The following is a 17,579-nucleotide window of genomic DNA, read 5'->3' on the forward strand; positions in this document are numbered from 1 at the left end:
GCTATGTCAGTCACCTTGTGGTCAGGCTTAAGATTTCTGAAGAACTTTGCGACACGTCCCTGGCAATATCTCCACCACCTCGGGTGAGCCACACCAAAACTTTCCGTGACATCGCTTGAGTTCAGCCGCTTTTCAGTACTTACCGCAATACAGCGATAGGTAGTATTTGCAACTTATACAGCCCGAAAGCGGCAGTCCGCTCTGGCGAACGCCGCCGAGCCGCGCTAAGAGGAAGCATTGAAAGATGCGTGGTGGTCTTCGAATGATGAGACGTTTAGCGGCGCCGGTCGGCTTGGCCCTTATGGTGCTCGCGATTGCGGGGGCGGTGGTGTTCGCCGCTCAGGCCCAGGCCCCCAATCCCCAGATTAAGCCGATCGTCCCGGATGCTTGGCAGGGTGATGCCTATCGGCCCAAGCCCGATCTGAAGGGCATCAAGAAGATCCGCTTCATCACCGATTCGGACTACCCACCATTCCACTATTACGACGAGGTCGGAGAACTGACCGGCTTCAATATCGACCTCGCTCAAGCGATTTGCGAGGTGCTTGGGGTCGAGTGCCAGATCGTGGCGACGAACTGGAGCAGTTTGATCCCAGCGATCGAAACCGGCGAAGCGGACGCGGCTATCGCCTCGATCCGCATCACGGCCGAGGCCTTGAAATCAGCTGATTTCACCTTGCGCTATTATGCGACGCCCGCGCGCTTTGCCGCGCGCAAAGAGAGCGAGATCACAGATATCCGCCCTGAGACGATCAAGGGCCTCAAGATCGGCGTGGCGAAAGAGAGCGGTCACGAGGCTTATCTCAAGACCTTTTTCCCGGGCGCTCCGATCGCCGCGTTCGACACGAGCGAAGCGGCACAGAGGGCGCTCAAAGAAGGCGCCATCGATCTGGTATTCGCGGATGGGGTCTCGCTCGCTTTTTGGTTCAACGGCGTGGAAAGCGAGCGCTGTTGCGAGTTTCGTGGCGGACCCTTTTTGGATTCACGGTTCTTTGGGGAGGGCGTCGGCATCGCCGTCAAAAAGGGCAACCGAAATCTCGTTCAGGCCCTAAATTACGCCCTTGAACAGGTGCATGCGCGTGGTACCTATGAAGAGCTTTTCCTGCGCTACTTCCCCATGAACTTCTTCTAGGCGAACGCCGTTCACGCATTGGTCTTCGTCTGGGGTGTGTCTTCCGCGGCGCGGTTTGGTGCGGCTTGGTGGATTTGAAACGGCAGCCAGAGGCTCCAACCGAAATGCGTGGGGGCCGTCGTCTGATAGGGATTCAGTCCGATGCGCATACCCAAATGCCCGTCCTTGGGTTGAGCGGTGTAAGTGCCGAACAGCCGGTCCCAGACAGACAGGTTGAAGCCGTAGTTCGAGTCATGCTCGGGTCTCAAGACCGAGTGGTGCACGCGATGCATGTCCGGCGTGACGATCGCGAGCCGCAAGACCCGGTCCAGGGGCCGCGGCAGGCCAATATTGGCGTGATTGAACATCGCGCAGCCATTGAGGATCACTTCGAACAGGAACACCGCCAGCGGCGAGGCCCCGAGTGGAATCACCACGGCCATCTTCCACAACATGGAGAGGCCGATCTCGATCGGGTGAAAGCGGATTGCCGTCGTCACGTCAATGTCGCGATCGGCGTGATGCACCTGATGGAGCCGCCATAGGACAGGGATCTTGTGTGAGGCGAGATGCTGGGCCCAGATCGCAAGATCGAGCACGACAAGGGCAATGAGAATCTTGATCCAGTCCGGCCAATCCACTGTGTTCAAGAGGCCGAGTCCGTTGTGCTGGGCGAAGAAAGCCGCGGCAACCGCCGTCAGCGGCACGGCGATCGCCGCCATGAGCCGAAGCAGAAGGCTTGCCGTCGCGCTGATGCCGAGATTGGTGAGCCAGCGGCGTCCTTTCGAGGCGATGAGCCGGCGCCGCGGCAGAAGGAGCTCGATCAGTGCGAACAGGACGAAGAGCCCGGCGAACACACCGAGCCGCACCATCGTATCGTCGAAGGAAAATGCATCTTGCATAGAGGGCAATGTGGCGCGCTTGCCCGCCCAAACCAATGGCGCGGCGATCAAAACGCCGCGAGGCAGGCTGCCAGGAGCCGGACGCTCAAGCAAAGAGGGGCGGTGCTGCGTGTACCGCCCCTCTTACTAATAAGCATGTTGATTGCCGGCGCCCCGCTAGACCTTGGCCGGGGCGTCCGTGGCTGGCGGAGTCTTGGCCGCATTGTCCGTCTTCTTGCCGCGCAGCTTGAAGCCGAGAAATAGCATCATGATGCCGAAGGCAATGGCATAGGCGCCGACCCACCACGTCAGAACGACGGCACCCATCGCGGGTGCGACAAACAGCAGAATGCCGAAAACGACCGAAGCGACACCGGCCAGGACGAGCCACCAGCGGCCATAGTCGAGCTTCAGGCTGAGCGCCGCATAAACCAAGAGAGCGCCCGATATCACGGCCCAGATGCCGATGATCAATACGAACACGATGGCGGCCATGCCGGGCCACAAGAAGGCGATGACACCGGCCGCGATGTCGACAATGCCCTCGAGGATCAACAGGCCCCATCGCTTTCCGTTGCGCGCGGCCTTGATGCCGGAGGTGATGGCAAGAACACCATCAACAAGCATATAGGCCGAGAACAACAGGACCGCCGCGAGGATTGCGGCAGGCGCGACAAAGAAACAGATCAGGCCGAAGATGACAGCGATCACGCCACGCAAGGCGACGACCCACCATCGGTCCGCCAGAACCGCGCTGAGCGCGTCTTGGTGCTCTGAGTTTTCTTTGACGTCCGTGCTTTCCGCCATCGTTGCCCCCTTCGGCATTGGATCGAGTTGAGTCTGACGCGCCGTCCCGCTTGTTGGTGGTGCGTGCGGCCGGCTCATGCGGTGAGAATATGAATATAGCGCGCTCGTTGCGGCTTGGGGAGTTGAGGTGCCCACACCGTCGCGGAGCGCGCCTTCACACGGCCGCGAAACTCAGAGTTCGAGGCTGTCTTCGGAGACAAGCGAGGCGATGGTCTGGCGCAGCCAGGTATGGCTCAGGTCCCGGTTGAAGCTGCCATGCCAGAGCAGCGAGATCGTGAAGCGCGGCAATTCAATCGGGACATGGCTAGTTGCAAGCGCAAACGCGTCGGCGAAGTAGTGCGCGAGCCGAGAAGGCATCGTGGTCATCACGGGCGCTCGGCGCACCACGAATGGAACCGCAAGGAAGCCATGCGTCGTCATGATGACTCGGCGCCGGAGCTTCCGCTTCGCCAAAGTCTCGTCGACCACGCCTCGAGTATCTTCTGCGAGGCTCGTCAGGATATGCGGGAACTTGAGATACTCCCCGAGCGAGAGCGGGGGAGACACGCCGAGTTGCTCGGAACTGAACAAACATAGAAAGTGATCCGTATACAGCTGCCGGCGGAAATGGTGGGCCTGGCCCTGTTCGAACACGCCGATCCCGAGGTCCAACTGACCGGTGTCGAGCTCTTCGAGAACGTCACTGCGGTTCGCGGGCCGCAAGCGTATGGACACGCCCGGTGCGATCGCTTGCAGGCGCTCGATGAGCACGGGCATGATCGCCACTTCGATCGAGTCCGCAAGGCCGATCCGGAATACGCGATCGGCGATGGCTGGATTGAACGTGCCACTTTCCAAGACGGCGGACTGGACCACTCTCAGGGCATTGCGGACCGGCTCGGCGAGCGCCAAGGCGCGCGGCGTCGGCCGCATCCCGTTTGCGCTCCGGGTCAAGAGTTCGTCGTCGAAGAGGCGGCGGAGCCGCGCCAGATTGTGACTCATGGCCGATTGGCCGAGGCTGATACGGCTCGCAGCCCGTGTCACGCTGCGTTCTGACAGGAGTGCGTCGAACGCGACGAGGAGATTGAGGTCCAGGCGACTTAGATTAGTGTGATCGATATCCATCATCGACCCTACCCATTGGATTAATTCTAGGAGAAGCTGCATGCTGGTGGCAACAGGATCATCTGGGGTGCCTGGTGAGGCACGGGCTTCAGTGATGACCTCGCGCGAACGAGATTGCTCCCTAGCGGCGTGAAGTGCGAGGTCCCGGCCGTCCTTCTGCTGCGCCAGTAGCGAGGACGGCCGGACTTTCGGGGCCCTTGGCAGGAGTGACTTAGCGAACGCGAGGGGGTCATTGGGGGGCATCGCGCGGCAATTGCGCCGCCGCCAGCGGTAACCTTTTGTTATGGTTAACGTGCTGGCCTTCAAATCGCCACGAAACCATTGAAAATATTATATTAATGGAACGGTCGACGTCAGACGGGCGTTAACCATAAGTGTTTGTTCGTCAGCACTCTGGGGACTGGGGGAGGAAGCTGATGGAATGCGTACCACCTCGTTTGTCGCGCTTGGGGCCTTAAGCCTCTTTGGCGTTGCCCAACCCGTTGTCGCTCACGCCACCGACGCGGTTGCGGCCACCAATGGGCTTCAGTCCAACAGCAGTGCGTTCTCCAAGAGCGCGCCCGTGCCGTTCGCTGCTCCCGTCTCGTCCGAAGCTGCCTTGCCACAAGCCGCAGTGCCGCAAGAGGACGACGCAAGGCCCGTTGCGGAGGTGCCCTACCAGGGCGACTCTGAGACGGTGTACATTCGGCCGACATTTCAGAATTCAGCACCGCAAGTACGGGCGCAGATGGCACCGGCCGCTCCCACGCAGTCGTCTCAGCCCAACGCGACAGCCTACGCGCCGCCTTCTGGTTCGGCGGCAGCGACCCCGGCAACCCCTCCGGAATTCGCCTCGGCCGAACGCCTCCTCGACTGGATCTCGAACTATCGTGACCAGCCGCAATTTTGGAGGGTTCCGGCTGCCGTTCATGCCATGCGGGACCATCGCCTGTTCTCGGACGAGGAGCAGCGCTGGTTCTGCATCGGGTTTATCGCCGGCGTGCTTGGCACCAACCCGAATGACGGGCCGGGGCTGATACCCAAGATGTTCCCGATGCCGCCCAAGGAGCAGGAGATCATCATCCGCGCGATCGCCTATTCCGGGCGCCCCGACTGGCAGGACCTTCTGGTGAAGAACGCCGCGAAGATGCCGCTGCGCAAGCCGTTGATCGACGACCTACTTAACGGGCGGCGGCCGACCCTGCAGGCGACGGAACTCGACACGGGCGGCACCACGGCCGTCTACGCCCTTTGGGGCTACTACGTTGCCTCGGGCCAACATGAGCCGGTCATGCGTATCATGCATGCGCTGCAATGGTCGAAGGGTGCTCAGAAGGCGGGCTTTTTCGACAAGCTCACCTCGGGTTGGGGCAAGGATGCCAACGACGTCGAGAAGGTCACGACGGGCGGGACAGCGAAATGGACGCTCGCCTCTTATGCGGAGCGCGATCGCGAGCTGATCGGCCTCTATCGCGCTGAATTGGGCAATCAGCCCGAGGAGATCGCCGGACCTTTGAAGGATGTCATCGAGGCGGCCGAGCTGTTCGAAGCGGAGAAGATTCGCAAAGAGCAGTATGGCGCGATCGAAGACGCCGAGCGCCGTCAGCTCACGGCGGACGCGGGCATGTCGAAAGGCTGGACCGCGGGCTCGATCGCTATCGCCACGGGCTGCATGGCCGCGACCGCGTTCGGGCAAGCGCAAATCGCCGTGCCTTGCGTCATTGGCGGCGCGCTCTACTCAGGCGCGGGCAGGCTCGCGCGCTAGGACAGAGATTTGTTAGAGAATTTTGTTGCGGGCCCGAATGCCGCGCTCGATTGCCGTCTTCGTAAGCATGTCGATCTCGAGCGCCTCGGCCAGGAGCTCCAGGAAACGGGTTTCCTCGGGACGCACATCGAGGTCCGCCGCCGCAACTTCCAGGGCGAGCGCATAGGCCGTCTCTCGCAACTTCATGGGAAGACCGCTCCGGATCAGCTCAAGGACAAGTTCGAGGCCGGCTTCGCTGCCGAGCAGTTCGCCACAAGCCTGAGAGGCGTCGACCAGGCCATCGGCGTTGTAGTCAGCGAAGACCGGCAGATGCGAAACGATTTCCCCGATGCGGGAAAGCTCCGCCCCAGACATGGTCCTGTCGACCGCCGAGGTTGTGACCATCGTGTAGATCAGTGCTGCGTGATGGTCCAAGGACTTGGTCATCGGCTTTCAACCCTTTCTGGCCGTAAATCTTCAAACGGGCGCGACGGTATGAAATTGCGACGGACCGGGCAAGCTCCTGTTTGGGAAGAAAGTTTGGGAAATAGTGGCGTCGTGGAAAAATCTGTGAAATTTGTTGCCTCTTGAGGGCGCCATTTTGTCGTTGGCGCCTGTATCTGTTTCTTCAGCACGCCCAAGTCTGTCATGCCCGAGACCACGAACGCTGGCCGCGACGCGGCGCCCATTAAGATCAATTCGGAACTGCTGGCCCACGTTCATGTGAGCAAGGCCTGGCCGTTCGAGGAGGCGCGCAAAGTCTTAAGCCGGTTGAAGCGGATCCCGCAGCCGACCGGCCCGATCTTATTCGAGACCGGCTACGGGCCGTCGGGACTGCCGCATATCGGCACGTTCGGCGAGGTTGCACGCACCACAATGGTCCGGCATGCCTTTCGCGTCCTCACCGAAGACAAAATCCCTACACGGCTGATCTGCTTCTCCGACGACATGGACGGGTTGCGGAAGGTCCCGGACAACATTCCCAACAAGGACATGGTCGGTGCGCATCTCGGCAAGCCGCTGACCCAGGTGCCCGATCCCTTCGAGGAGTATCCGAGCTTCGGTCAGCACAACAATGCGCGGCTGAAGTCCTTCCTGGATACATTCGGCTTCTCCTACGAGTTTCTCTCGGCGACGGAGTGCTACACTTCCGGTCGGTTCGACGCGACGCTGCTCAAGGTGCTCGAGCACTACGAGGAGATCCGCGACGTGATCTTGCCGACATTGGGGCCAGAACGGCGCGCCACCTATAGCCCCTTCTTGCCCATCTCGCCGGCGACCGGCAAGGTGCTGCAAGTTCCCATCGTCGACCGGGACCTTGCGGCAGGCGCCATTCTCTATAAGGACCCTGATACTCAGAAGCTGACACAAGTCTCGGTTAAAGGCGGCCACTGCAAGCTGCAATGGAAGGCGGATTGGGCCATGCGGTGGGCAGCGCTCGGCGTCGACTACGAAATGGCGGGTAAGGATCTGATCGACTCGGTGCGCCTGTCCGGGCGTATCTGCCGGATCCTCGGCCGCCAGCAGCCCGAGGGCTTCAACTACGAACTCTTCCTCGACGAGAATGGCGAGAAGATTTCCAAGTCTCGCGGCAACGGTCTGAACATCGAGGAGTGGCTGGCCTATGCCTCGCCCGAGAGCTTGGCGCTCTACATGTATCAGAGCCCGAGAAAGGCCAAGCGGCTCCATTTCGACGTCATTCCGCGTGCGGTCGATGAGTATGCGGGGCACCTTGCCGCCTACCCGAAGGAAGATCAGGCGGCTAAGCTGATGAACCCCGTCTGGCACATTCACGAAGGCTCGCCGCCCGAGGCCGATCTGCCGATCAGCTTCGCGCTTCTGCTCAACCTGGCCTCGGCCTCCAACTCCGAGGACCGGTCCGTGCTGTGGGGCTTCATTCAGCGCTATGCCCCCGCGGCGACCCCTGAGACCCAGCCCTTGCTGGATGAGCTTGTCGGCTATGCGATCCGCTACTTCCACGACTTCGTAAAGCCGTCCAAGCAGTACCGTGCCCCGACCGATAAGGAGCGTGAAGCTCTTGTCGATCTCGATAAGCGGCTCGCCGCGCTCCCGGCCAAGGTTCTGGCGGAGGAGATTCAGAACGAGGTCTACGCGGTGGGCAAGGATCACGGGTTCGAGCCCTTGCGGGCTTGGTTCCAGGCGCTGTACCAGGTTCTGCTCGGCCAGTCGCAAGGTCCGCGCTTCGGCTCTTTCGTGCAGCTTTACGGCATCGAGAACACCCGCACGTTGATCGCAAGGGCCTTGTCCAACGGCCCAGGAGCTTAGATCCAGCTCTTAGCCTTCCAACCTTTTTGTAAATCAAAATCAGCAAAAGCCGCTGATTCGTGCTCGCCGTTCAAGGATCAGCGACGTTGTTCCTCCATAATGGCTGAAACGGCCATCTTCTCTGGGAGGGTCGGTCGCCGAAGCGAAGCACCGGGAGACAGGGAAATGCGGGCCCTCCGCAACGAGTCCTGAGCGTCACGGGATGGACCGGCTTTCAGTCGCATGACGAACTTGAAGCGAAGGTTTGCGTGAAGGACAGGCGCGTAGACCAAGCTTATGAAGGCCGGTTTTACGACGACTGGGACAGTGTGGCAGCGGTACAGGCGCGCCTGTCCGACGAGGTCAGGTCATGGAACGCCGAGTGCCGCGAGCTGAAGCCTCTGCGGTTCTGGCCAGCGGAGGAACCTTCCGTCGAGTCGGCCAACGGGCCAACGGAGGGTGTGCTGGAGCGATCCGAGGCTACTACGGAGACCCCGGATGGTGCAGAATCGCCTGACGCGGCGGCTTCCCAGGAAACAAAAAATGCGACTGGGAGGCGACCGTAGCGCGTGTGAGCAAGGGCGATTCAGTTCGTTCGAGGACCCGAGGCCCGCAAGGCTCTGATCCAGGGCGTCTACGCCGGACCGTATGACGCCGATATCAAGGATGTCCGTCCCAACCGGGTCGCAAAAGCACTTTTGAGCAGGATGTTCTCGTAGCGGTCCGGTCGAAGCCGGGTCTCTTCGCGATCCGGATGGAGCCTCTGTCAGCGCCAGATTCCGAGCCGCCGCTCCTGAGCCGTCTCCGCCGCCTCCGTCAGGACCGTACTCGCTGGAGCCTTTGGCTTGGCCCAGCCATGGGTCACCATCCACAACGAAAGATCTTTGCCGCCGACCGCGCAGCGCGCTGTCAGGTTCGTTTCCTCGCCGGTCGCCGGCACACTGCACAGCACGGCGCGGCCCCGGATCAGCCGTGTCAGCGCGGTTCGGGCAAAACGCCCGCAGGGCCAGGCTTGCCCGCGGCTGTCCTCGCACTTTCCGGTCAGGCCTTCGACTTCAATCTCCGCAAGTGTGATGGTCGTGTCGTCGGCCTGGATGGAGCCGCCGTCCTGGACGACAACCCGATAAAAGCGCTTCGGCTGTAACAGGGACTTCGGCGGTTGGGCCTGTTGCGCCGCCCCGCCGGGCGTCGCGGCCGCCTCGTCTTGCGATGCCTCTTCCTGGCCGGGCTTGGCCTCGGGGGCGTCGGCATCCTTGGACAGAGGCTTGGTGAAGAGCTGTCCGTCGGCTTCGGGTCGCGGCGCGTCGACTTGCACCATGTCGTCATATTTGCCGAACGGCCAAAAGAACCAGATCGCACCGAGGGCAGCCAAGACGAGGAATAGGCACGAGACGCGGAACATAGGAATTACCTTAGAGCGAAGGCTTGGCGTCTTTGTGGAGCCGGGGCACGCTTATTGGCTTGCCCAGATGATGCGCGCGATCCACTCGACCCGGTCCAACGGGAAAACGAAATTCGGATGATCCGGGTTCAGCGAGGCGAGCTCGATCGTATTGGTAGTGCGGCGTACGAGCAGCCGGGCCATGACTTTACCATCGGTGGTCCGGATCACGACGCGGTCGTCGTTCTGCGTCGGCGCATTGGGCGACACGATCAGGATGTCCCCTTCCCGGTAGAGCGACTCCATGCTTTCCCCGGTGACTTCGAGCGCGTAGGCGTTTTCGTCGTCGACCCGGGGAAACTGGACCTGCTCCCAACCGTCCCCGACGGGATAGCCGCCATCGTCGAAGAAGCCCCCGGCACCGGCCTTTGTCAGGCCAATCAGCGGAATCGGTACGTTCCGCCTGGCCGCGCCCGGGTCGGATGAGGCGAGGGTCGCGAAGTCGTCGAGCGTCGCGCCCGTCGCGTCCAGAACCTTGGCAATGCTCTCGGTGGTTGGCCATCGAGGACGGCCGTCGCCAGTTGCGCGTTTGGACTTGTTGAAAGCGGTCGGGTCCAGCCCCGAGCGTTTGGCGAGGCCCGATACGGAGAGTCCGTAGCGATGCGCCAGTGCGTCTATGGAAGACCAAATTCGGTCGTGGGTGAGCCTTTTCAAGGAAACGGCTCCAGACTAACGGCGTTGATAAGGAAATAATACCTATTGCCTTTCTTATGGCTTATCTTGGGTCTGGGGTCCACCATGCTCGAATTGAAGGCCGCGCGCCAATTCGCCTGTGGCGTGTGGCCTTGTTGGCCGGGAATAGGGCGGCTAGTGTGGCGCCGCGTGCCATGGTCAAGCCCATCTACAAGATCCTAGCCGATGCCGCCTATGACGCGGCGAAGAACGAAGGGCACTTCGTCGGAACGGCCGATGATTTGCGCGACGGGTTCATCCATTTCTCCGCCGGGTATCAGGTGGTGGAAACCTTGGCCAAACACTATCCGGGACAAGAAGAACTCGTCCTGCTCTCGGTCGATCCGGACCGGCTGGGCCCGGCGCTGAAATGGGAGGAATCCCGTGGCGGCGATCTCTTCCCGCACCTTTACGGCCCGCTCGAACTCGACGCCGTCGTTGCCGAGGTGCCGCTCCAGCTCGACGACGACGATCTCCACATTCTGCCAGAGGATGTCGCGTGAGCCCGCTCTTCAGCCTGGGGCAGTCGCTTCTGCTCGCGCTCGACCCGGAGCGTGCGCACAACTTGACGATCAAGACATTGGAAATGGGTATCTACCCAAGCTGCCGGGTGCCGGACGACGCGCGGCTGCGCCAGACGCTGTGCGGGCTCGAGTTCCCCAACCCCATCGGCATTGCACCGGGCTTCGACAAAAACGCCAAGGTCGCGACGGCGCTGCTCGATATGGGATTTGGATTTGTCGAAGTGGGTACGCTCACACCGCGCCCCCAAAGCGGCAATGAGACGCCCCGCGTGTTTCGCTCTATTGAGGACCGAGCCGTGGTGAACCGGCTCGGCTTCAACAATGAAGGCCAGGCCGCGGCTCTGGCCCGCCTCCGGAAAGGCGTTCCGGGAATCGTCGGGGTCAATCTAGGGGTCAACAAGACCAGCGACGACAGGATCGCGGACTATGTGGAGGGCGTGGCGCAGATGGCGCCTGTCGCATCCTATTTGACGGTCAACATCTCCTCACCCAATACGCCGGGCTTGCGGGACCTTCAGGCGCCGAAAGAGCTCGCAGCGCTGCTGACCAAGATCGAGGAGACGTGCCGCGCGCTCCCCGGCAGAAGGCCGCCGCTCTTCGTCAAGCTGGCCCCGGACCTTGCTGACGCCGACCTTCCGGAGATTGTTGGGATCATTCAAGGGAGTGGCGCCGACGGCATCATCGTCTCCAACACGACTCTCGCTCGCACTGGCCTGACGGACCGAGCCTTGGTCGCCGAGCAGGGCGGGCTGTCGGGGCGGCCGCTATTTGCGCGGTCGACGCGCATGCTTGGCCGTGTCTACAAGCTCACCGCCGGCACCATGCCGCTGATCGGTGTGGGCGGAATCGATAGCGCAGAGGCTGCCCTCGCCAAGATCGAGGCCGGCGCCTCCCTCATTCAGATCTACACGGGAATGGTTTTTGAAGGCCCCAATCTGATCGACCGCATCAAGCGCCGCCTAGTTCAGGCGGTGTCGGAGGCGCATGCGAATTCGCTCGCACCTCTCATTGGGCGGCGCGCCGAGGAATGGGCGATAAAGATACTGCAGGAGGATGCCGAGTGAGTGTCACGATCTACCACAATCCGCGCTGTTCGAAATCGCGCCAAACCTTGGCATTGCTTGAGGAGAAGGGCGTCGCACCGGACATCGTGGAGTATCTGAAGACTCCGCCCAGCGCTGCCGAGCTCAAGGCCATTCTGAAAAAGCTTGGCCTGAAGCCGCAAGAGATCGTGCGGACCACGGATGCGCGTTACGCCGAACTCGGATTGAAAGAGCGCGCGGTCTCCGAAGACGATCTGATCGCGCTGATGGCCAAAAACCCGATACTGATCGAGCGGCCAATCGTCGTCTCCGGAAACAAGGCCGCTATCGGCCGCCCGCCGGAGACGGTTTTGGCGATTCTTTAGCGGCGGTCGCCACAGTTGCTAACGGCGCGTTCCGCTCGGTCGGTACCAAATCGTCCGACGGAGCGTCGTCGTTGCGGCTGAGCACTTTGAATACCCGCATCAAGAACCAGATGGGGAACACGATCACGGCGCCGAGCAGGAAGTAGCGGAAGCCCTTCTCGATCGTAGCAAAGCCCATGTCGTACATGCGCTGAATGAGGTCGCGTAGGGTCTGGACCAGGTCGTACGGGCTGAAGCCCAGTGCCGCCAGGATGACGCCGACGATCAGGGATATGATCGCGAGTCGGGCGATGACGAGAGCCGGATTGCCGCCAAAAAACCGTTCCATATACACGCGGGCCTCCACAGGGTGGGCGTAAGTTAGAGTCTTCGATTTAATTGGGGGGGCGAAGCCGGAAGGTCAAGGCAAAGGCCGGCCAAGAGTCGGCGTAGAGGCGATAGGGACGCAACGCAGTGAGCGCGCGAACGAGGAGACGGACAGCGGAGGGAAACTTTAGTGCCCATGCCGCGCAGTTGCCCGGACAGTTCGCGGATTGGTTCGCCTCGCGGGGCTGGCATCCGCGCGCCCACCAACTCGACTTGCTGGATAAAGTGACGACCGGGCTTGACGCACTCCTGATCGCACCGACGGGCGGCGGCAAGACCTTGGCCGGCTTCCTGCCCAGCCTGATCGACCTTGCGGGCCGGCGCGTCACGAAACGCGAGAGCGGCGTGCATACGCTCTATATCTCGCCGCTTAAGGCCCTTACCAAGGACATCGCGCGCAATCTCGCCACGCCCATCGCCGAGATGGGTATACCCGTCCAGATCGAGACCCGAACTGGCGATACGCCCCAAGCCCGCCGGGCGCGCCAGCGCGTTCTGCCGCCCGATATTCTGCTCACGACGCCTGAACAGATCGCGCTGATGCTCTCCCACAAAAGCGCGGCGCAGATCTTCGGCTCGCTGAAGTGCGTCATCCTCGACGAGCTGCACGCCTTGAGCGCCAGCAAGCGCGGCGACCTACTCGCACTAGACCTGGCACGCTTGCGGGCGCTGGCGCCGGACTTACGAGCGATTGGCCTCTCTGCCACCGTCGCACGGCCATACGAGCTCTCGGCCTATCTCGTGCCACAGTACGACGGCGGGGCGCCCGCTACACATTTCGCCGAGATCGTCACCGCGTGTGGCGGCGTGAAGGCCGACATCACGATTCTCAAATCAGACGCCGACATGCCGTGGGCCGGACATTCGGCGCGCTACGCGCTTCCCGAAATCTACGAAGCGATCAAGGCCCACAAACTCTCACTGATGTTCGTCAATACGCGCTCGCAAGCCGAGCTACTGTTCAACGAGCTATGGCGCTGCAACGACGACAATCTGCCGATTGCGCTACATCACGGGTCGCTCGACCTGGACCAGCGGCACAAGGTGGAGGCGGCCATGGTGGCCGGAAGGCTCCGCGCGGTCGTATGCACCTCGACCCTCGATCTCGGCATCGATTGGGGCGATGTTGATCTCGTGGTCAATGTCGGCGCGCCGAAAGGCGCAAGCCGGCTCGCGCAACGGATCGGCCGCGCCAACCATCGGCTGGATGAGCCCAGCAAGGCGCTCCTCGTGCCAGCCAACAGATTCGAGGTGATGGAATGCCAGGCCGCGCTCGAGGCCGCGGAAGAAGGCCAGCAGGACACTCCGTCAACGCGCCCCGGTGCGCTTGATGTGCTGGCCCAGCACATTCTCGGCACGGCCTGTGCGGAACCTTTTGACTCCGACTTGCTTTTTACAGAAGTCACAAGCGCCTCGCCCTATCGCGATCTCTCCCGCGAGAGCTTCGACCAGGTCCTCGCTTTCGTGGCGACCGGCGGATACGCGCTCGCGAACTACGATCGCTACGCCAAACTAAAACGCACCAAAGAAGGCACCTACCGCGTGGCCCATCCGCGAATTGCGCAGCAATACCGGTTGAACGTCGGCACCATCGTCGAGGCGCCCATGTTGCGCGTGCGCCTGGCGCGCCTCAAGGGCGTGGTGCTAACGCCGACAGGTGCGCTCGCCGGCGGGCGCATTCTGGGAGAGGTCGAGGAACACTTCATTGAACAGCTCGCGCCTGGCGACACGTTCGTCTTCGCGGGCGAGGTGCTGCGCTTCCAGGGCCTGCGCGAGATGGACGCCATCGTAACCCGCGCCCACGCGACCGACGCCAAGGTGCCTGCCTATGCCGGCGGAAAGTTCCCGCTCTCGACCTATCTGGCCGAACGCGTGCGCTTCATGCTGGCCGAGCGCCGGCACTGGGCCAAATTGCCGGAGCAAGTGTCCTATTGGCTGAAGCTGCAATCGGCGTTTTCGATTGTTCCCAACGCGCGCGAAATGCTGATCGAGACCTTCCCGCGCGGACAGCGCTACTACCTTGTCTGCTATCCGTTCGAAGGGAGGCTGGCTCATCAGACTCTCGGTATGCTGCTCACCCGGCGTTTGGAACGGGCGGGAGCCGCGCCGCTCGGATTCGTCGCCAACGAATACGCACTGGCGGTTTGGGGCCTCAACGACATGAGCGCCATGATCCGCAACGGAGACCTCGATCTCAAAGAGCTCTTCGACGAGGACATGCTTGGCGACGATCTCGATGCGTGGCTCGCCGAATCCAATCTGATGAAGCGCTCCTTCAGAGTCTGCGCCATCATTTCCGGCCTGATCGAACGGCGCCATCCGGGCCGGGAAAAGTCGGGCCGGCAGATGACCGCGTCCTCCGATCTCATCTATGATGTGCTGCGCCAGCACGAGCCCGGGCATTTGCTGCTGAAAGCCGCGTTTGCCGACGCGGCGGCGGGGCTTATCGATCTGCGGCGGCTCGGCGAATTCTTGAAGCGTATTGGCGGACGAATCAGGCATAGTGCAGTGAGTCGCGTATCACCGCTTGCCGTACCCGTCATGCTTGAGATCGGGCGTGAGAGCGTTCCGGGCGATGCCGGTGACACCCTGTTGCGTGAGACCGCCGAAGAACTCGTCGCCGAAGCCCTTGGAGAAGGGCCTCTGGATGAAGAGACGCAGAGCCCTGGGGGGGAGCATGCTGCACGCTAGACTTGATCTCATGCCAGAGACCGCGCCGACATTACGTTCACATCTCACCGTCGGAAGACACTCGATGCGGCCGCTCGCGGCCGGGGCTCTTTATTGGGAGGCCCAAGACGCGTTGCTCGTCGCCGATCTCCACTTGGAGAAAGGCGCGGCCTTCGCCGCCCGCGGCATGCTGCTCCCGCCTTACGACACGCGCGCGACCCTATCGCGGCTGGAAAGGATCATCCAAGCGCTGGATCCGAAGCGCGTCGTTGCGCTGGGCGACAGCTTCCATCGCAGCGAATGCGCCGACAATCTCGCCCGTGACGACTTCGCGCTGCTGCGATCGCTGCAGAATGGGCGCGACTGGTTCTGGATTTGCGGCAATCACGATCCGCATCTGCCTGACAGTGTCGGCGGGACGGTCTGCGGCTGCTTGACCATCGAGGGCGTCGTGTTACGGCATGAGCCGTCGAAGGCGGTGTTGAGCCCCGAGATCGTGGGGCATCTGCATCCCATCGCGCGAATTTCCAGACGCGGCACCGTTGTCCGCCGCCGCTGCTTCGCGACCGACGGCAGCCGCCTCGTGATGCCGGCGTTCGGTGCCTATACGGGCGGGCTCAACGTCCTGGACGGGGCGTTCGAATCGCTCTTTTGCTGGCAGCAACTGGAAGCCTGGATGATGGGGCGGCACGCCGTCTATCCCGTGCTGGGCAGTCTGCTCATGCCCGATTGAGGGACTGCTAGTCGCGGCGGAACGCGAACCAGCCCATCAGCCCCGCGAACACGGCGATGACGATGCCCATCAGGCCGTAGAGAAACGGCTTGCTGAAGGCGAGATTGTAAATCGTTGCCTCGATGCCGGCCTTATTGACCTCCAGCGACCCCTTGGTCTTGCTCGCAAGGTAGCCATCGCGGAATAGATAGACCTCCACCAGATAGCGGCCCGTGGGCACGTTCACTGGCAGAGCGACCGTCGCGCGGAACAGGCTGCGGCCGATAAACACCACACCGGAATCGAGTTCCGTGTACAGATTCCTCTCTTCCATCAGCCGGATCATGGCCGACTCGAAGCTCTGCTCCTGCGGGCTGCCGGCCGTGTCCCGGCCGAGATCGAGCTCCGAGAGGCCGATCCCAAGCTCGCGCAGGGTGTCGTCGGAGGCGATGGCCCGGATCGGCCGGGACGATAGAACGGCGTAGAATCCTGGGACATCCGTATACGTCTTGCCTGGGCCATTCACCCAGACGCCGGCCACGCGTATCTTCTTTCTCACCACGATCGAATCGTTGGGTCCGCGAACCACGGCGATCACATCGTAGGTCCCGCTGCTCGGCATCCGAGCGTCACTAAAATCGACACTTCCGAAAATGAGAATCTCGATGCCGGTGAAATTCGATTCGATAGCGATCTGGCGGGTCGAGATGTCCGCCTGAACCTTTTCCTGGCTGGTGCCAGGTTTGATGACGGGCGCCGGGGGCAGGGGGTCCTGGGCGCGCGCGGCACCGGCAAGGAGCATCAGGAACAGGAGAATGGAGCCAAGCCGTGAGATGCCCATCTCAGCCTCCCGTCGCTGGAATGATGCTGTAGAGGTCGGCCGGGCGTGCGACCAGATCGATTAGGATCCGGACCGCGACCCCGAGCACCATGAGCGCCAGCAGCGCGCGGAGCTGCTCGCCGCGGAGTTTTTGCCCCGCTCGCACACCAAACTGGCCGCCGATGACGCCGCCGATAATCAGCAGGAAGGCAAGAAGGATATCGAGCGTGTGATTCAGCGTGGCTTGCAACAGCGTCACCACCGCCGTCACGAAAATGATCTGAAAGATCGACGTGCCGACGACGACATTGGTCGGCATGCGCAAAATGTAGATCATGGCTGGGACCATGATGAAGCCGCCGCCGACCCCCAGAAACGCCGCCAGCAATCCTACCAATACGCCAATCGCCAGCGGTGGAATGGCACTGATATAGAGTCTCGACCGCGGAAAGCGCATCTTGAACGGCAGGCCGTGGATCCAGTTGTGCTGGCCCGACTTTCTTGCTGAGACGGTCTTACCGGCCCGCTGACGCCGCATCACGTTCACGCTCTCCCATAGCATCAACGCGCCGATCGTGCCGAGGAAGACAACGTAGGTCAGCGAGATGATGAGGCCCGCCTGTCCCACGCCGCGGAGATACTTTAAGAGGAGAACGCCGACGAGCGCGCCCGCGACACCGCCGGCGATTAGGATGGCCCCCATATGCAGGTCGACATTGCCGCGCCGCCATTGAGCGAGTGTGCCCGAGACCGACGTGCCGACGATCTGATTGGCGCCCGTGGCCACGGCGATGGCCGGGGGGATGCCCGACAGCATCAGAAACGGCGTGAGTAGGAAGCCGCCGCCGACGCCGAACATGCCCGACAGGAACCCGACCGCCGCGCCGAGACTCAGCATCACCAACAGGTTCACTGAAATCTCGGCGATCGGCAGATAAATCTGGAACATAGGCTGGTCGGTCAGAGGGCAAGCGCTCATGCACCGTGTTCGTGGCATGCCGACAAGTCAATGCGCTAAGCGGATTGATCTCCAATTCTCACCGAATTTCAGGCGGAAGTGTGGACAGGCTGCCGG

At 62.0% G+C, this 17,579-nt stretch carries 17 protein-coding genes; 8 read left to right on the plus strand and 9 right to left on the minus strand.

Annotated features, from left to right (window positions below; all coding sequences use genetic code 11):
* Window positions 1-262 precede the first annotated feature (262 nt).
* Window positions 263-1,132: a transporter substrate-binding domain-containing protein gene (locus WBQ77_RS03975; RefSeq protein ID WP_424043206.1), complete on the plus strand. Its 870-nt coding sequence runs from the start codon at window positions 263-265 to the stop codon at window positions 1,130-1,132.
* Between the two features lie 11 nt (window positions 1,133-1,143).
* Here WBQ77_RS03975 and WBQ77_RS03980 read toward each other — a convergent pair whose 3' ends face one another.
* From WBQ77_RS03980 to WBQ77_RS03990, 3 genes are all read right to left on the minus strand, one after another.
* The gene (locus WBQ77_RS03980; RefSeq protein ID WP_424059010.1) at window positions 1,144-2,013 is read right to left on the minus strand and encodes a sterol desaturase family protein; all 870 of its coding nucleotides are present in this window, start codon (window positions 2,011-2,013) and stop codon (window positions 1,144-1,146) included.
* 156 nt (window positions 2,014-2,169) lie between these two features.
* Window positions 2,170-2,799 (minus strand): HdeD family acid-resistance protein, encoded by a 630-nt coding sequence (locus WBQ77_RS03985; protein ID WP_424059012.1) that lies wholly within the window; start codon window positions 2,797-2,799, stop codon window positions 2,170-2,172.
* Between the two features lie 171 nt (window positions 2,800-2,970).
* Window positions 2,971-3,945, minus strand: a complete 975-nt coding sequence (locus WBQ77_RS03990; protein WP_424045287.1) for a LysR family transcriptional regulator — start codon at window positions 3,943-3,945, stop codon at window positions 2,971-2,973.
* Between the two features lie 379 nt (window positions 3,946-4,324).
* On the opposite strand from WBQ77_RS03990, the gene WBQ77_RS03995 reads away from it, so the two are divergent.
* Window positions 4,325-5,647, plus strand: a complete 1,323-nt coding sequence (locus WBQ77_RS03995) for a hypothetical protein (RefSeq protein WP_424059014.1) — start codon at window positions 4,325-4,327, stop codon at window positions 5,645-5,647.
* A gap of 12 nt (window positions 5,648-5,659) precedes the next feature.
* Here the strand turns inward: WBQ77_RS03995 and WBQ77_RS04000 are convergent, their stop codons facing one another.
* Window positions 5,660-6,073, minus strand: coding sequence for a tellurite resistance TerB family protein (locus WBQ77_RS04000; RefSeq protein ID WP_424045291.1), 414 nt, complete (start codon window positions 6,071-6,073; stop codon window positions 5,660-5,662).
* Window positions 6,074-6,274: 201 nt separating this feature from the next.
* Between WBQ77_RS04000 and WBQ77_RS04005 the strand changes: the two genes are divergently transcribed.
* Complete coding sequence (locus WBQ77_RS04005; protein ID WP_424059016.1) at window positions 6,275-7,912, plus strand: lysine--tRNA ligase; 1,638 nt, start codon at window positions 6,275-6,277, stop codon at window positions 7,910-7,912.
* Between the two features lie 745 nt (window positions 7,913-8,657).
* Here WBQ77_RS04005 and WBQ77_RS04010 read toward each other — a convergent pair.
* Together WBQ77_RS04010 and WBQ77_RS04015 are read right to left on the minus strand one after the other, a co-directional pair.
* A complete protein-coding gene (locus WBQ77_RS04010) occupies window positions 8,658-9,293 on the minus strand; it encodes a thermonuclease family protein (RefSeq protein ID WP_424059017.1) in 636 nt (211 codons plus the stop codon).
* Window positions 9,294-9,344: 51 nt separating this feature from the next.
* Window positions 9,345-9,986, minus strand: coding sequence for a S24 family peptidase (locus WBQ77_RS04015; RefSeq protein WP_424059019.1), 642 nt, complete (start codon window positions 9,984-9,986; stop codon window positions 9,345-9,347).
* A 173-nt stretch (window positions 9,987-10,159) separates the two neighbouring features.
* On the opposite strand from WBQ77_RS04015, the gene WBQ77_RS04020 reads away from it, so the two are divergent.
* From WBQ77_RS04020 to arsC, 3 genes are read left to right on the plus strand one after another with little or no spacing between them, the layout of a single operon-like run.
* Window positions 10,160-10,507: a DUF952 domain-containing protein gene (locus WBQ77_RS04020; RefSeq protein ID WP_424059021.1), complete on the plus strand. Its 348-nt coding sequence runs from the start codon at window positions 10,160-10,162 to the stop codon at window positions 10,505-10,507.
* Entirely contained in the window at window positions 10,504-11,592 is a 1,089-nt protein-coding gene (locus tag WBQ77_RS04025) for a quinone-dependent dihydroorotate dehydrogenase (protein ID WP_424043749.1), read from the plus strand. Before WBQ77_RS04020 ends, WBQ77_RS04025 begins: the two co-directional genes overlap by 4 nt.
* On the plus strand, window positions 11,589-11,936 hold the full coding sequence (gene arsC / locus WBQ77_RS04030) for an arsenate reductase (glutaredoxin) (protein WP_424043751.1): 348 nt from the start codon (window positions 11,589-11,591) through the stop codon (window positions 11,934-11,936). Before WBQ77_RS04025 ends, arsC begins: the two co-directional genes overlap by 4 nt.
* Here the strand turns inward: arsC and WBQ77_RS04035 are convergent.
* Window positions 11,896-12,264 (minus strand): DUF6460 domain-containing protein, encoded by a 369-nt coding sequence (locus WBQ77_RS04035; protein ID WP_424043753.1) that lies wholly within the window; start codon window positions 12,262-12,264, stop codon window positions 11,896-11,898. The two genes, arsC and WBQ77_RS04035, sit on opposite strands and share 41 nt — an antisense overlap.
* Before the next feature lie 125 nt (window positions 12,265-12,389).
* Here WBQ77_RS04035 and WBQ77_RS04040 point away from each other — a divergent pair, with 125 nt between their 5' ends.
* Entirely contained in the window at window positions 12,390-14,993 is a 2,604-nt protein-coding gene (locus tag WBQ77_RS04040; RefSeq protein WP_424059023.1) for a ligase-associated DNA damage response DEXH box helicase, read from the plus strand.
* Between the two features lie 64 nt (window positions 14,994-15,057).
* Window positions 15,058-15,705: a ligase-associated DNA damage response endonuclease PdeM gene (gene pdeM, locus WBQ77_RS04045; RefSeq protein ID WP_424043755.1), complete on the plus strand. Its 648-nt coding sequence runs from the start codon at window positions 15,058-15,060 to the stop codon at window positions 15,703-15,705.
* A 7-nt stretch (window positions 15,706-15,712) separates the two neighbouring features.
* Here pdeM and WBQ77_RS04050 read toward each other — a convergent pair whose 3' ends face one another.
* Both WBQ77_RS04050 and WBQ77_RS04055 read right to left on the minus strand, forming a co-directional pair.
* Window positions 15,713-16,525 (minus strand): TIGR02186 family protein, encoded by an 813-nt coding sequence (locus WBQ77_RS04050; RefSeq protein ID WP_424059025.1) that lies wholly within the window; start codon window positions 16,523-16,525, stop codon window positions 15,713-15,715.
* A 1-nt stretch (window position 16,526) separates the two neighbouring features.
* Window positions 16,527-17,483 (minus strand): sulfite exporter TauE/SafE family protein, encoded by a 957-nt coding sequence (locus WBQ77_RS04055; RefSeq protein ID WP_424059027.1) that lies wholly within the window; start codon window positions 17,481-17,483, stop codon window positions 16,527-16,529.
* Window positions 17,484-17,579 lie beyond the last annotated feature (96 nt).

The organism is Methyloceanibacter sp. (genome assembly GCF_049590335.1).
Classification (GTDB): domain Bacteria; phylum Pseudomonadota; class Alphaproteobacteria; order Rhizobiales; family Methyloligellaceae; genus Methyloceanibacter.